Source organism: Streptomyces sp. NPDC033966 (assembly GCF_055575955.1).
The window spans coordinates 1126740-1139659 of the sequence record NZ_JBVIRQ010000001.1 but is presented as its reverse complement, the minus strand read 5'-3'; the positions used below and the strand labels follow the sequence as shown (position 1 = coordinate 1139659).

Genomic DNA, 12920 nt, shown 5'->3' with positions numbered 1-12920 from the left:
CCGAGCTCGGGCATGAAGCCCTGGACGGCGGCCAGGACCGCGTAGTCCCCGCAGCCCGGACACCAGCGGACCTCCTGGTCCGACTTGAAGTCCTTCATCGACTGCTTCGCCTCGGCCTTGGGGACCAGGGAGAGCAGGGTGGGGGCGTCGGTCACCTCAGTCATTGATGGCCTCCTCGAGAACCTTCGCGAGCTGCTCCGCCTTGAAGGGCATTCCGTTGACCTGGTTGTACGACTGGGCGTCGACCAAGTACTTCGCCCGGATCAGGGTGGCCAGCTGCCCGAGGTTCATCTCCGGCACCACTACCTTGTCGTAACGCTTCAGGACCTCTCCGAGATTCCTCGGGAAGGGGTTGAGGTGGCGCAGGTGGGCCTGCGCGATCGCCTCTCCGTCCCGGCGCAGCCGGCGGACTGCGGCGGTGATGGGGCCGTAGGTGGAGCCCCAGCCCAGGACGAGGGTGCGGGCGCCGTCGGGGTCGTCGGCCTCCAGGTCCGGGACCTCGATGCCGTCGATCTTGGCCTGCCGGGTGCGGACCATGAAGTCGTGGTTGGCCGGGTCGTAGCTGATGTTGCCCGTGCCGTCCTGCTTCTCGATCCCGCCGATCCGGTGCTCCAGACCCGGCGTGCCCGGGACCGCCCAGGGGCGGGCCAGGGTCCCGGGGTCCCGCTTGTAGGGCCAGAACACCTCGGTGCCGTCCGCGAGGGTGTGGTTGGCCGCCGTCGCGAACTGGACCTTCAGGTCGGGGAGGTCGGCCACGTCCGGGATCCGCCACGGCTCGGAGCCGTTGGCGAGGTACCCGTCGGAGAGCAGGAAGACCGGCGTCCGGTAGGTGAGGGCGATCCGCGCCGCGTCGAGCGCGGCGTCGAAGCAGTCCGCCGGGGTGCGCGGGGCGACGACCGGGACGGGGGCCTCGCCGTTGCGGCCGTACATGGCCTGGAGGAGGTCCGCCTGCTCGGTCTTGGTCGGCAGTCCGGTGGACGGCCCGCCGCGCTGGATGTCCACGATCAGCAGCGGCAGCTCCAGGGACACCGCCAGCCCGATGGTCTCGGACTTCAGCGCCACGCCGGGCCCGGAGGTGGTCGTCACGCCGAGCGCGCCGCCGAAGGCCGCTCCGAGGGCGGCGCCGATGCCGGCGATCTCGTCCTCGGCCTGGAAGGTCCGTACTCCGAAGTTCTTGTGCCTGCTCAGCTCGTGCAGGATGTCGGAGGCCGGGGTGATCGGGTAGGAGCCCAGGTAGAGGGGCAGATCGGCCTGCTGGGCCGCCGCGATCAGCCCGTACGAGAGCGCCAGGTTCCCGGAGATGTTCCGGTAGGTCCCCGTCGGGAACGCCTTGGTGGCCGGGGCGACCTCGTAGGAGACGGCGAAGTCCTCGGTCGTCTCGCCGAAGTTCCAGCCCGCGCGGAAGGCGACGATGTTCGCCTCGGCGATGTCGGGCTTCTTCGCGAACTTCTGCCGCAGGAAGTTCTCGGTTCCCTCCGTGGGCCGGTGGTACATCCAGCTCAGCAGGCCCAGCGCGAACATGTTCTTGCTGCGCTCGGCCTCCTTGCGGGAGAGCCCGAAGTCCTTCAGGGCCTCCACCGTCAGGGTGGTCAGCGGCACCGGGTGGATGTTGTACGCGGAGAGGGAGCCGTCCTCCAGCGGGGAGGTCTCGTAGCCGACCTTGGCCATCGGGCGCTTGGTGAACTCGTCGGTGTTGACGATGATCTCCGCGCCGCGCGGCACGTCCGCGATGTTGGCCTTGAGCGCCGCCGGATTCATCGCGACCAGCACGTTCGGCGCGTCACCGGGCGTGAGGATGTCGTGGTCCGCGAAATGCAGCTGGAACGACGACACGCCCGGCAGGGTCCCGGCGGGGGCCCGGATCTCGGCGGGGAAGTTCGGCAGCGTCGAGAGGTCGTTGCCGAAGGACGCCGTCTCCGAGGTGAAACGGTCACCCGTCAGCTGCATACCGTCACCCGAGTCACCCGCGAAACGGATGATCACCCGGTCGACGCGGCGGATCTCCTTGCCGGCTCCATGGGGCGCAGTCGCGGTGCGCTGCTCCCCGATGGACCCGCCGGCCCCGTCGGCCTGCTCGGCCGGGCTACTGACCTGGCTGGTCACTGAACTGGACCTCCTTCGAGGCGGGGCGCTCGTTCCCAAGACCAACCCTACGTCCGTGAGGTCGTCCGGCCCTGGGTCGCCCGCATTCTGGACCGCCCCGCGCGGGGCGGTCTGTCCGACAGACGTCGTGCACAACTCGAAATATTCCAAATCACCCGGCGGTCGCCGTGGCGCGCCGGAACGGCGCGCCTTACCTGACAGAGTGTCAGTTAATCAAGACCTCAGATAGGTGAGGACCGCCAGTACACGCCGGTGATCCCCGTCGCTCGGGGACAAACCCAGCTTCATGAAGATATTGCTGACGTGCTTCTCCACGGCCCCATCGCTCACCACGAGCTGCTTGGCTACAGCGGAATTCGTGCGTCCTTCAGCCATCAGGCCCAGTACCTCGCGCTCGCGCGGGGTCAGACCGGCGAGGACGTCCTGCTTCCGGCTGCGTCCGAGCAGCTGTGCCACGACCTCGGGGTCCAGCGCCGTCCCGCCCCGGGCGACGCGGACGACGGCGTCGAGGAACTCCCGGACCTCGGCCACGCGGTCCTTCAGCAGGTACCCCACACCGGTACTGGAACCGGCCAGCAGTTCGGTGGCGTACTGCTCCTCCACGTACTGCGACAGCACGAGCACGCCGATGCCGGGGTAGTCGCGGCGCAGCCGCACGGCGGCCCGTACGCCCTCGTCGGTGTGCGTCGGCGGCATCCGCACGTCGGCCACCACGACGTCGGGCAGTGCCCCCTCGGCCGCGAGGTCCGCCACCGTCTTCATCAGGGCTTCCGCGTCCCCGACGCCGGCCACGACGTCATGCCCCCGGTCGGTCAGCAACCGGGTCAGGCCCTCACGTAGCAGCACTGAATCCTCGGCGATGACGACCCGCACCCTGTCTTCCACGTTCCCGCAGCTCCCGCGTCCACTCGTCGACCCACTTGGCAGAGCCAAGCATCCCAGCCGGACCGGCAGCCGGGAGCGGATCCAAGCCAAGGCCGGAAGACATGACCGAATCAAGCCTGGCCGACGTTTATGGGGGGAGGTGCTGGGGGCGGTAAGGGGTCCGGGGCTCCGCCCCGGAATCCCCGGCCCGCCGACATTCGGCCTTTTCCAGCCTCGCCGGCGTTTGAGGCGCGGGGGTCTGGGGGGCGGAGCCCCCAGAAGGGGTCCGGGGCGCAGCCCGGGGGAACGGGCGAAGGGCGGGTAGGGGACCGGCCCCGCGCAGCGGAACCCGCACCCACCCCACCCGCACCCACCTCACCCCCACCCACCCACCCGCCCGGCCAGGGCAAGGTCAGGGCCGCCACGGCAGCTCCGCCGTGACCACCGTCCCCTCCCCCTCGGGGGAATCCACCACGAACACCCCGTCCACCGCGTCCAGCCGCTCCGCGAGCCCCTTCAGCCCACTCCCGCCGGAGGCGTCGGCTCCGCCCCGCCCGTCGTCCGCGACCCGGATCAGCAGCCGCGTCCCCGACTTCCACACCTCGACGCTCGCGCCCCGAGCCGTGGCCCCCGCGTGCTTGCTGACGTTCTGCAGCAGCTCGGAGACCGTGAAGTACGCGATGCCCTCGATCGCCGCCGCCGGCCGGGCGGGGAGGTCCACCTCCACCCGCACCGGAACCGCGCACCGCGAGGCCACCGACGACAGCGCCGCGTCGAGCCCCCGGTCGGTCAGCACCGCCGGGTGGATCCCGCGCGCGAGGTCCCGGAGCTCCTGGAGGGCGATCTTCACCTCGCCGTGCGCCTCGTCCACCATCCGGGCCGCCGCCCGCGGATCCTCGGCCAGCTTCTCCTTCGCCAGGCCCAGGTCCATGGCCAGCGCCACCAGCCGGGCCTGCGCCCCGTCGTGGAGGTCGCGTTCGATCCGCCGCAGGTCGGCCGCCGCCGTGTCCACGACCGCCCCGCGGTCGGACTCCAGCTCCATCACCCGGTCGTCCAGGCGGGACCGGCCGAGCAGCCCGCTGACCAGCACCCGGTCGGCGGTGGTCAGCGCCCGCAGCACCCACGGGGTGGCCAGCGTCAGGCCCAGCCCGATGACGGCGGTGCCGACGACCGTCGCGGGGGAGTCCAGGTAGAAGGCGTAGTCGTCGTTCTGGAGGACCGGCAGCCCCGGCAGGTCGGTGAAGGCCGGGAAGACCCAGAACCACAGCGGGTACAGCAGCATGCTCCAGCCGGTGGTCCACAGCACCAGCGCCGTCGAGAAGGTGAACACCGCCCAGGGCAGGTGCACCACGGAGTACAGCACGTGGCGCCAGGCGCTGCCGTTCTTGAGCAGCGCCCCGACCCGGGCCACCGCCCCGCCCTTGCCCGCCCCGACCGGCGCCGGATCGGCGAGCGGTACGCGCAGCATCCCGCGCACCCGGGCCCGCTCCACCCGCCCGAAGCCCCGGCACATGGCCAGCACCCCGGCCAGCACCGGCACCCCGACGAACGTCACGAGCAGCCCGGCGCCGATGGCCACTCCGGTGACGGAGAGCGAGAAGTACAGGGTGCTGAGCGGCAGGCCCACCAGCAGGTACGCGAACTCGCGCCAGGTCTGCGCCGCCACCGGAGCCCGCAGCACCGTCCGTCCGACGCCCTTGCCGTTGCCCATGATCCCGCCCCGCCCTTCAGCTCATCCCTTGACCCTTCAACCCTGCCGCCCGCCCCTCTGCCCGGACCATGCGGCAGGTGGGCGTCTCCCCAGTGGGGTTAACCCCACCCCCGCGCAGCGGCCCGCTGCCCGCACCGGCACGGGCCCGGCACTACGAGCGGCCGCGCCACGGCAGCTCGGCCGTGACCACCGTCCCCTCCCCCTCGGGGGAATCCACCACGAACACCCCGTCCACCGCCCCCAGCCGCTCCGCGAGCCCCGTCAGCCCACTCCCGCCGGAGGTATCGGCTCCGCCCCGCCCGTCGTCCGTGACCCGGATCAGCAGCCGCTCCCCGGCCCGCCACACCTCGACGCTCGCGCCGCGAGCCGTGGCCCCGGCGTGCTTGCTGACGTTCTGCAGCAGCTCCGACACCACGAAGTACGCGATCCCCTCGATCGCCTCGGCCGGCCGCTCCGCCAGCTCCACGTGGACCTTCACCGGCACCAGGCACCGCGAGGCCACCGACGACAGCGCCGCGTCGAGCCCCCGGTCGGTCAGCACCGCCGGGTGGATGCCCCGCGCCAGGTCCCGCAGCTCCTGGAGCGCCAGCTTCACCTCGCCGTGCGCCTCGTCGACCATCGCCGCCGCGCCCTCCGGGTCCTCCAGCAGCTTCTCCTTCGCCAGACCGAGCCCCATGGCCAGCGCCACCAGCCGGGCCTGCGCCCCGTCGTGCAGGTCGCGTTCGATCCGCCGCAGGTCGGCCGCCGCCGTGTCCACGACGACCCCGCGCCCCGATTCCAGCTCCGCGATGCGCCGCTCCAGCTCGTCGGAGGGCGACAGCAGGCCCCGTACCGCCGCGCGGTCCACGTTGGTCAGGCCGCGCACCACGTACGGCAGCACCGGCCACAGCACGAACAGCCCGGTCAGCGCGATACTGAAGGTCAGTACTCCCCACGGCAGCCGGACCAGTTCGTACAGCACGGTCCGCCAGCCCACCGGGTCCTTGATCCCGGCCCACAGCCAGGCGAAGAACCCGCCGGCCCGCTTCGGCCCCGGCAGCGGGGTCGGCTCGTCCACCCGTACACCGAGCAGGGCCCGCGCCCGGGCGCGTTCGAGCTTTCCGAGCTGCCGCGACCCGAGAAGACCGCACGCGAGCAGCGGCAGTCCGATCGCGGTCACGGACAGACCGCCCGCCGTCGAAATCATGAAAACCGTGTAAACAAATCCGATCAACGCCACCGGCAGGTTGCTCAGGAGGTAGGCGATCTCCTTCCACGTGGCCGCGTCGAAGGCGGGGCGTACGGGAGGGGGAGCGGAAGCTTGATCGTTCGCGGTCATGCGGCTCAGCCTGCCAATTCCGCACCGCCGACGCCATGGGGCAGCCGGGCGCCTGTGAACGGGGGGTAACCCCACCCCGCGCAGCCCAGGCCCTAGACTCCCTGCCGTACCAGATCAACCTGATCGTCGACAGTGGCCGAGGAGCGAGGAACGGACGTGCCCGACCCAACGGTATCGACAGCAACCGTGATCGCAGCGGACTACTTCCGGAGCTATTCGGTCGTCGGCCTGCTCGCGGTCGTCGGCGTGCTCTTCGTCGCCGTGGCCTTCGGCGCCGGCCGCCTGCTGCGGCCCGTGGTCCCGACCCCCGAGAAGCTGCTGACGTACGAGTGCGGCGTGGACCCCGTGGGCGAGGGCTGGGCGCACACCCAGGTCCGCTACTACGTCTACGCGTTCCTGTACGTCGTCTTCGCCGTCGACTCGATCTTCCTCTTCCCGTGGGCGACGGTGTTCGCCGCCGCCGGTTACGGCGCCACGACCCTGGTCGAGATGTTCATCTTCCTGGGGTTCCTGGCCGTCGGCCTGCTCTACGCGTACAAGAAGGGCGTCCTCGAATGGACGTGACACCGGCCGTCACCCCGGAGCCCCAGCCGCTGCCGGAGCCGAAGAGGCTGGGAGTGCTCTCCCGTCTTGCCCCGGAGCCCATGAAGGTGGTCCTGAACTGGGGCCGCCGCTACAGCCTGTGGGTCTTCAACTTCGGCCTCGCCTGCTGCGCGATCGAGTTCATCGCCGCGTCGATGGCCCGACACGACTTCATCCGCCTGGGTGTCATTCCGTTCGCCCCGGGCCCGCGACAGGCCGACCTGATGATCGTCTCGGGCACGGTGACGGACAAGATGGCCCCGGCCGTCAGGCGCCTGTACGAGCAGATGCCCGAGCCGAAGTACGTCATCTCCTTCGGCGCCTGCTCCAACTGCGGCGGGCCGTACTGGGACTCGTACTCCGTCACCAAGGGCGTGGACCAGATCATTCCGGTCGACGTCTACGTGCCGGGCTGCCCGCCCCGCCCGGAGGCCCTCCTCCAGGGCATCCTCAAGCTCCAGGAGAAGATCGCCCGAGAGTCCCTCGCGGACCGCTACGCATCGCCCTCCGTCGCCCAGCTCACCAGCGGCCTCGTCGCGGCGCCGCCCGCACCGGGAGCCGGCGCGTGAACCTCTACGACTCCCTCCCCGAAGCGGCCGGCACGGTCTTCGGCGCCGAGGCCGTGGCCTCGTCCGCGTACGAGCTCCTTACCGTCGACGTCCCCGTCGGCTCCTGGATCTCCGCGCTGGAGATCGCCCGTGACAAGCTCGGCTGCACCTACTTCGACTGGCTGAGCGCGGTCGACGAGCCCGGGACGGGCTTCCGTGTCTGCGCGCACGTCGTCTCCCTGGAGAACCACCGGGTACGCCGCCTGCTGCTGCGCACGACCGTCCCGCACTCGGCGCCCTCGCTGCCGTCGGCCGTCGCCGTGTACGCGGGCGCGGCCTGGCACGAGCGGGAGACCTTCGAGATGTTCGGGGTCACCTTCACGGACCACCCCAACCTCGTCCACCTGCTCCTCCCCGAGAACTTCGAGGGACACCCGCTGCGCAAGGACTTCGTCCTGGCGGCGCGCGTCGCCAAGGCGTGGCCCGGGGCCAAGGAGCCGGGCGAGGCGCACGACCCGGACGCGCCCAAGCGCCGCCAGATGCTCCCGCCCGGCGTGCCGGACCCGAACGACTGGGGCCCGCTCAAGGGCCAGCTGCCCCCCGCCCCCGCCCGGCCGGCCCGCACCCCGCGCGCTGCCGGCGCCGGCCCGGCGCGCACCCCGCGCGAGGGCGCCCCGGTACGCCGCGCCCGCTCGGTGACGGAGGGCTCGGCCACGCAGGCCGCGGCCGCCGACACCCCGGAGGCCCCGCGCCCGCCGCGCCGTACCCGCTCGGTCGCGGACGGCTCCGCCAGCCAGACCACCCCGCCGGCGGCCGCCGACACCCCGGAGACCCCGGGCGCCCCGGCACCCGGCGCCCAGGAGACCCCGCGCCCGGCCCGCCGTACCCGCTCGGCTTCCGACGGCTCGGCCGGCCAGCCGGCCCCGGCAGAGCCGGGCACCCCGGACACCCCGGCGGGCACCCCGGCCGGCCAGGCCGCCGCGCCGGAGCCGGAGGCCCCCAGGCGCCCGGCACCGCGGAGCGCCGACGCGCCCTGGCACAACCCGAAGCCCGCCTTCGAGGAGCCCCCGGCCGGCACCACGCCGCAGCCGGCCCCCGAACCCAAGCCCGAACCCAAGCCCGAGACCGAGCCCGAACCCAAGCCCGGGACCGGACCCGACACCACCGGAGGCGACGCGTGAACGACGTCCTCGACGTCGCCCTTCGACTGATCGTCGTCTTCGCCGTCTTCCTCGTGCTCCCGCTCGTCATCGGGCAGACCGAGCACAAGGTGATGGCGCACATGCAGGGCCGCCTCGGCCCCATGTACGCCGGCGGCTTCCACGGCTGGGCCCAGCTCGTCGCCGACGGCGTGAAGTTCGCGCAGAAGGAGGACATCGTCCCGGCCAACGCCGACCGGCGGATCTTCCAGCTCGCCCCCGCCGTCGCGCTGCTGCCCTACCTCCTCGTCCTGATCGTCATCCCCATCGGACCGGGCGACAGCTGGATCGGCCAGGTCATCGACGCCGGCCTGTTCTACGCCCTCGCCGTCATGGGCGTCGGAGTGCTCGGCAGCCTCATGGGCGGCTGGGCCTCCGCGAACAAGTTCTCCCTGCTCGGCGGCCTGCGCACCGCGGCCCAGCTGCTCGCGTACGAGCTGCCCATGCTGCTCGCCGCCGCCTCGGTCGCCATGGCCGCCGGGACCGTGTCCCTGCCCGGCATCGTCGGCGCCTTCGAGTGGTGGTGGCTGCCCTGGCAGATCATCGGCGCGGTCGTCTTCTTCACCGCCGGCCTCGCCGAGCTCCAGCGGCCCCCGTTCGACATGCCCGTCGCCGACTCCGAGATCATCTTCGGCGCGTACACGGAGTACACCGGCCTGCGCTTCGCGCTGTTCCTGCTCGCCGAGTACGCCGGCATCGTCGTCCTGTGCGCCCTCACCACCGTCCTCTTCCTCGGCGGCTGGCACGGCCCCTTCGGCGGTGACGGCCTCGGCTGGTTCTGGACCCTCCTCAAGACCGCGGTCCTCGCCTTCCTCGTCATCTGGCTCCGGGTGAGCTACCCGCGGCTGCGCGAGGACCAGCTCCAGAAGCTCGCCTGGACCGGACTCATCCCCCTCGCGCTCGCCCAGATCGCGCTCACCGGCATCGTGAAGGTGGCGATCCAGTAATGGCCCCGATTCCCGGATCCGGCCTCGCCAAGGGCCTGGCCGTCACCCTGCGCACGATGACCAAGCGCGCGCACACCGCCCAGTACCCCGAGGTGCAGCCCGAGCTCCCGCCCCGCAGCCGCGGGGTCATCGGCCTGTTCGAGGAGAACTGCACGGTCTGCATGCTGTGCGCCCGCGAGTGCCCCGACTGGTGCATCTACATCGACTCCCACAAGGAGACGGTGCCCGCCGCCGCCCCCGGCGGCCGCGAACGCAGCCGCAACGTCCTCGACCGCTTCGCCATCGACTTCTCCCTCTGCATGTACTGCGGCATCTGCATCGAGGTGTGCCCCTTCGACGCCCTCTTCTGGTCGCCGGAGTTCGAGTACGCGGAGACCGACATCCACGAGCTCACCCACGAGCGCGACAAGCTGCGCGAGTGGATGTGGACCGTGCCGGCCCCGCCCGCCCTCGACCCCGCGGCGGAGGAGCCCAAGGAGATCGCCGCCGCCCGCAAGGCAGTGGAGAAGGCCGAAGCCGCCGCCGCGGCGGCAGCCGCCGCTGCCCGGGCCGAAGCGGCCCCGCCCGCCGACGGCACCCCCGCCGACGGCACCCCCGACACCCCGGCGGGAGGCACCGCCTGATGTACCCCGCCCACCTCGCAGCCGCCGCGGCCGCGGGCACGCCCGCGCCCGGCCCGGGCTTCCTCTCGCCGACCGGCGTCGAGGTCGCCTTCCTCCTCGTCGGCCTCGCCACCCTCGGCGCGGCCGTCATCACGGTCACCACCAAGCAGCTCGTGCACGCCGCCCTCTGGCTGGTCGTCGCGCTCGGCGGGATCGCCGTCGAGTACCTGCTGCTGACCGCCGAGTTCATCGCCTGGGTCCAGGTCCTGATCTACCTCGGCTCCGTGGTCGTCCTCCTCCTCTTCGGGCTGATGCTCACCAAGGCCCCCATCGGCCGCTCCCCGGACGCCGACTCCGGCAACCGGTGGGTCGCGCTCGGCGTCGCCGGCGCCGCCGGGGCCGCGCTCGTCTGGGTGGTCACCGACGCCTTCCGCACCACCTGGATCGACCTCGACGGCCCCGCCCAGGGCTCCACCAAGGTCTCCGGGGAGATCCTCTTCCAGCACTGGGTGCTGCCCTTCGAGGCGCTCTCCGTGCTCCTCCTCGCCGCCCTGATCGGCGCCATCGTGCTCTCCCGCCGCAACACCCCCGCCGAGGACGCCGCCGACGCCGCCGCCCGCGCGGGCGGCCAGGAGGGACAGCGCTGATGCACCTCGCCTACCCCGCGGTCCTCGCGGCCCTCGTCTTCGCCACCGGGCTCTACGGAGTGCTCGCCCGCCGCAACGCCATCCTGGTCCTGATGTCCGTCGAGCTGATGCTCAACGCCGTCAACCTCAACCTGGTGGCCTTCGACGTCTGGCTGCGCGACACCCTGCACGCCGGCCAGGCCCTCACCCTCTTCACGATCGCCATCGCCGCCGCCGAGATCGGCATCGGCCTCGCCATCGTGCTGATGGTGTACCGCAACCGCGGCACCTCGGACGTCGACAAGCTGCGCGACACCGCCGAGGGCCACGAGCCCGGCCACCCCCACGACACCGGCGCCACCGCTGCCATCACTGCCCGGCCGGAGGTCGCCGCGTGAGCACCACGACCCTCGCGGTCCTCGTCCCCGCCCTCCCCTTCCTCGGCGCCCTCGCGGGCCTGCTGCTGGGCCGCACCGCCCCCGGCTTCGTCAGGCCGCTCGCCGTCCTGCCGACGCTCGCCGCGGCCGTCCTGGCCGTGCTCGTCGCGGTCCGCCACGGAGGCGGCCCGGCCATCGACACCGCGACCGAGCTCACCCCGACCGGCTCGGTGCCGATCGAGCTGTCGCTCCACCTGGACGGCTTCGCCGTACTGGTCGCCGCCCTCGTCGGGGTCGTCGCCACCTGCGTCCAGCTCTACTCGACGGCGTACCTGCGCGAGGACCCGCGCTACCCGTCCTACGCCGCACTCGTCTCCCTGTTCACCTCCGCCATGCTGCTCGTCGTCTACTCCGGCGACCTGATGGTGCTGCTGGTCGGCTGGGAGATCATGGGCATCTGCTCGTACTTCCTCGTCGGCCACTACTGGGAGACCGAGGCGGCCCGCTCCGCCTCCCTGAAGGCCTTCCTCGTCACCAAGCTCGGCGACGTCCCCTTCCTCATCGGACTGTTCGCGCTCGCCGCCGACGCCGGCTCCTTCCGGATCACCAAGATCCTCGGCGCCGTCGCCGCGGGCGGACTCGACCACCCGACGCTCATCGCGCTGCTCCTCCTCGCCGGCGTCGCCGGCAAGTCCGCGCAGTTCCCGCTCCACACCTGGCTGCCCGACGCCATGGCCGGCCCCACCCCGGTCTCCGCGCTGATCCACGCCGCGACGATGGTCGCCGCCGGCGTCTACTTCATCGCCCGCCTGCTGCCGGTCTTCACGGCATCCCGCGCCGCACTCGTGGTCATGGCCGTCATGGCCGCCGTCACGATGATCGGCTCCGGCCTCGCCGCCCTCGCCCAGGACGACATCAAGCGCGTACTCGCCTACTCAACGGTCGGCCAGCTCGGCTACATGACCGGCGCCCTCGCCGTCGGCGACCGCGGCGCCGCCGTCTTCCACCTCCTGTCCCACGGCGCCTTCAAGGCGCTCCTCTTCCTCGGCGCGGGCGTCATCATCCACGCCGCCGGAACGAACTCCCTGGCCGCCATGTCCCGCATGGACGGCCTGGCCAAGCGCATCCCCGACGCCTTCTGGACGATGACGATCGCGCTGCTCGCGCTCGCCGCCATCCCGCCCTTCGCCGGCTTCTTCTCCAAGGAAGCCGTCCTCGTCGCCGCCGAGCACGCCGCCGGCGGACACTCCGACCTCGCGCCCGGCGCGGCCGGCTGGATCGTCCTCGCCGCCGGAGTGCTCACCGCCCTGCTCACCGCCGCCTACGCCACCCGGCTGTGGCTGATGGCCTTCCGGGGCCGCGGCGCCGCCGCCCCCGACCACGGCAGGGAACCCGTCGCCATGACCGGTGTGCTGTGGCTGCTGGCGGTCCCCTCGACCGCCTTCGGCCTCGCAGCCGGCCCGCTCGCCGACTGGTTCGACGGCGAGGAACTGACCCCGTCCGTGACCACCTCGGTCCTCGGCACCGGCGCCGCGCTCATCGGCATCGTGCTCACCTACGGCCTCTGGCAGCGGGCCACCGCCCGCGCCGCCGCCGGGATCCGCAACGGAGCCGCCGTGCCCGCGTCCGTCGCCGCCGCCGAGTCCGCCGCCGAGACCCCCGAGGTGGCCGAGGTGACCCACGACCACCCCACCGTCCCGGCCACCCCCGCGGCCGACCCCGGCCGGGCCCTCCTCGGCCCGCTGCACCGCCACGCCGCCGACGGCTTCCACCTCGACGCCGTCTACGACCGGCTCTTCGTCCGCCCCACCCGGGCGGCCGCGGGCCTGGTCCGCTTCCTGGACCGGGAGGTCGTCGACACGTACGTCCGCGGCGCGGGTACCGGCCCCCGGCTGCTCGGCAGCCTCGTCCGCCGGGCCCAGACCGGCAACGTGCAGAGCTACCTGAGCGCCCTGTTCGCCGGCGCAGTGGTCCTGGCCATCGCCACCGCCGTCCTCGCCAACGTCAACGCCGGATCGTGAGCCGAGAGTCAGCCGTGATCGA

Annotated in this window: 12 protein-coding genes and 1 pseudogene; 8 read left to right on the top strand and 5 right to left on the bottom strand. The window is 72.5% G+C overall.

Annotation, left to right across the window (positions count from 1 at the left end):
* From ACZ518_RS05385 to ACZ518_RS05365, 5 genes and pseudogenes are all read right to left on the bottom strand, one after another.
* Positions 1-164 (bottom strand): annotated as a pseudogene (locus tag ACZ518_RS05385) (2-oxoacid:ferredoxin oxidoreductase subunit beta); the annotation flags it as partial.
* A complete protein-coding gene (locus tag ACZ518_RS05380) occupies positions 157-2103 on the bottom strand; it encodes a 2-oxoacid:acceptor oxidoreductase subunit alpha (protein ID WP_469111646.1) in 1947 nt (648 codons plus the stop codon). The gene ACZ518_RS05380 and the pseudogene ACZ518_RS05385, both read right to left, overlap by 8 nt.
* Positions 2104-2316: 213 nt before the next feature.
* A complete protein-coding gene (locus tag ACZ518_RS05375) occupies positions 2317-2976 on the bottom strand; it encodes a response regulator transcription factor (protein WP_469111688.1) in 660 nt (219 codons plus the stop codon).
* Positions 2977-3379: 403 nt separating this feature from the next.
* Positions 3380-4678 carry a sensor histidine kinase gene (locus tag ACZ518_RS05370; protein ID WP_469111645.1) on the bottom strand — a complete coding sequence of 433 codons (1299 nt, stop codon included), beginning with the start codon at positions 4676-4678 and terminating at the stop codon, positions 3380-3382.
* A 151-nt stretch (positions 4679-4829) separates the two neighbouring features.
* A complete protein-coding gene (locus tag ACZ518_RS05365) occupies positions 4830-5996 on the bottom strand; it encodes a sensor histidine kinase (RefSeq protein ID WP_469111644.1) in 1167 nt (388 codons plus the stop codon).
* 156 nt (positions 5997-6152) lie between these two features.
* Between ACZ518_RS05365 and ACZ518_RS05360 the strand changes: the two genes are divergently transcribed.
* From ACZ518_RS05360 to ACZ518_RS05325, 8 genes are read left to right on the top strand one after another with little or no spacing between them, the layout of a single operon-like run.
* Positions 6153-6560 (top strand): NADH-quinone oxidoreductase subunit A, encoded by a 408-nt coding sequence (locus tag ACZ518_RS05360; RefSeq protein ID WP_469111643.1) that lies wholly within the window; start codon positions 6153-6155, stop codon positions 6558-6560.
* Positions 6551-7147, top strand: a complete 597-nt coding sequence (locus ACZ518_RS05355; protein WP_469111642.1) for an NADH-quinone oxidoreductase subunit B — start codon at positions 6551-6553, stop codon at positions 7145-7147. Before ACZ518_RS05360 ends, ACZ518_RS05355 begins: the two co-directional genes overlap by 10 nt.
* Positions 7144-8307, top strand: coding sequence for an NADH-quinone oxidoreductase subunit C (locus ACZ518_RS05350; protein WP_469111641.1), 1164 nt, complete (start codon positions 7144-7146; stop codon positions 8305-8307). The genes ACZ518_RS05355 and ACZ518_RS05350 overlap by 4 nt, the downstream gene beginning before the upstream one ends.
* Positions 8304-9272, top strand: a complete 969-nt coding sequence (locus tag ACZ518_RS05345) for a complex I subunit 1/NuoH family protein (protein ID WP_469111640.1) — start codon at positions 8304-8306, stop codon at positions 9270-9272. The genes ACZ518_RS05350 and ACZ518_RS05345 overlap by 4 nt, the downstream gene beginning before the upstream one ends.
* Complete coding sequence (locus tag ACZ518_RS05340) at positions 9272-9895, top strand: NuoI/complex I 23 kDa subunit family protein (protein ID WP_469111639.1); 624 nt, start codon at positions 9272-9274, stop codon at positions 9893-9895. The genes ACZ518_RS05345 and ACZ518_RS05340 overlap by 1 nt, the downstream gene beginning before the upstream one ends.
* Complete coding sequence (locus tag ACZ518_RS05335) at positions 9895-10521, top strand: NADH-quinone oxidoreductase subunit J family protein (RefSeq protein ID WP_469111638.1); 627 nt, start codon at positions 9895-9897, stop codon at positions 10519-10521. The genes ACZ518_RS05340 and ACZ518_RS05335 overlap by 1 nt, the downstream gene beginning before the upstream one ends.
* Complete coding sequence (gene nuoK / locus ACZ518_RS05330) at positions 10521-10898, top strand: NADH-quinone oxidoreductase subunit NuoK (RefSeq protein ID WP_469111637.1); 378 nt, start codon at positions 10521-10523, stop codon at positions 10896-10898. Before ACZ518_RS05335 ends, nuoK begins: the two co-directional genes overlap by 1 nt.
* Complete coding sequence (locus ACZ518_RS05325) at positions 10895-12898, top strand: NADH-quinone oxidoreductase subunit 5 family protein (protein ID WP_469111636.1); 2004 nt, start codon at positions 10895-10897, stop codon at positions 12896-12898. The genes nuoK and ACZ518_RS05325 overlap by 4 nt, the downstream gene beginning before the upstream one ends.
* Positions 12899-12920 lie beyond the last annotated feature (22 nt).

Coding starts and splice junctions, on each gene's coding strand:
- ACZ518_RS05370 (WP_469111645.1), bottom strand. CDS start 4,678: ATGGGCAACGGCAAGGGCGTCGGACGGACGGTGCTGCGGGCTCCGGTG.
- ACZ518_RS05365 (WP_469111644.1), bottom strand. CDS start 5,996: ATGACCGCGAACGATCAAGCTTCCGCTCCCCCTCCCGTACGCCCCGCC.
- ACZ518_RS05355 (WP_469111642.1), top strand. CDS start 6,551: ATGGACGTGACACCGGCCGTCACCCCGGAGCCCCAGCCGCTGCCGGAG.
- ACZ518_RS05340 (WP_469111639.1), top strand. CDS start 9,272: ATGGCCCCGATTCCCGGATCCGGCCTCGCCAAGGGCCTGGCCGTCACC.
- ACZ518_RS05335 (WP_469111638.1), top strand. CDS start 9,895: ATGTACCCCGCCCACCTCGCAGCCGCCGCGGCCGCGGGCACGCCCGCG.
- nuoK (WP_469111637.1), top strand. CDS start 10,521: ATGCACCTCGCCTACCCCGCGGTCCTCGCGGCCCTCGTCTTCGCCACC.